The sequence below is a fragment of the Endozoicomonas sp. ONNA1 genome (assembly GCF_024606325.1).
Classification (GTDB): domain Bacteria; phylum Pseudomonadota; class Gammaproteobacteria; order Pseudomonadales; family Endozoicomonadaceae; genus Endozoicomonas_A.
Genome location: NZ_JAHHPN010000640.1, coordinates 1 through 1,128 on the forward strand (window position 1 = coordinate 1; position 1,128 = coordinate 1,128).

2 protein-coding genes are annotated in these 1,128 nt (G+C 41.2%); both read left to right on the top strand.

Translation table 11 applies throughout. The features are described 5' to 3' along the window. Positions 1–384 (top strand): hypothetical protein (locus tag KDK19_RS14995; protein WP_257292266.1); only part of this gene is annotated, 384 nt, incomplete at its 5' end. 257 nt (positions 385–641) lie between these two features. After that, positions 642–1,128, top strand: a 487-nt coding sequence (locus tag KDK19_RS15000; RefSeq protein ID WP_257292267.1) for a UbiA prenyltransferase family protein, incomplete at its 3' end; no start/stop codon positions are given.

Below are 1,128 nucleotides of genomic sequence, written 5' to 3' on the forward strand. Positions count from 1 at the left end.
GTTGTGAGCCCATCGACGCTAAGCAGTAATATCGGGACGGTTAACGAGAACTCCGATAAAGTGTTTTTTTCTACTCGGAAGGTTACAACCGATTTGATATATGGACCCTATGTGTACCTGCTTCCTGGAAGGTATTGTCTTAATCTAAATGTTATCGTTAAAGGCGATTATGATCTTTTCAAATGGTACATCGCTGACGCTATCACAGATAAGTTCTATGTTATGAATGAGACTAAGTTGCCTATGGATCAAAAGGTTCTGGACGACTCGCTCTGTTTTGATAATGTTACTCCACATTTCCCGAAGGAAATAAAGGTATATGGTAAGGATTTTGAAGGTTCTATCCGTTTCCAAGAGCTGGCGTTTAGCAGGACACCTATGTGAGCCCGGCGGGATTTAGGATTTCTTTATGTAACCGGAAGCCTGTTAATTAAGTTTTTTGCAAAATTTTCTCATGGGTTAGTCTGGCTGAATGATTAATATAATCTCAGGTGCTTACGGCTTAAAATGAAAGAGCTTTTACATTGAGAAAGATTTTTAGCTTCAAAAAACGACTTTCTTATGTGTGATCGGAGTTTCTGGTTTTGAGGCGCTTAAATCAAGTTGATAAATTTTTTATGAATCAAAGCAGGTTTTGAGTGATGGAATCAATTTTTAAGTTAATGAGGCCGCATCAATACGTGAAAAACGGTTTCGTTTTTCTTGGACCTCTTTTTGCCCATCATTGGGATCTTGCCACGCTTACTGAGGCTCTTTTCGCTTTTCTAGCCTTTTGCTCGATGGCTAGTGCAGTTTACATATTAAACGACATCGTTGATGTTGAAGCGGATTCTGCGCACCCAATGAAGCAGAACAGGCCTCTGCCGAGTGGAAAAGTTTCATTAACCAGCGCACGTGTTCTGTTGGTCATTTTGGTGATTGGCTCACTAACTCTTTCCGCCATAGTAGGCTGGTGGGTAACCCTGTTCGCGGTTACGTATTTTGTCGTTAATGTGTTTTATTCTTGGCACTTCAAGCATGTGGTGATTTTGGATGTATTCCTCATTTCGTCGGGATTTATGCTGAGAATACTTGCCGGCACGGTCGGCTTAAACATTGTACCTTCAGCCTGGCTATTGTTGTGTGGCC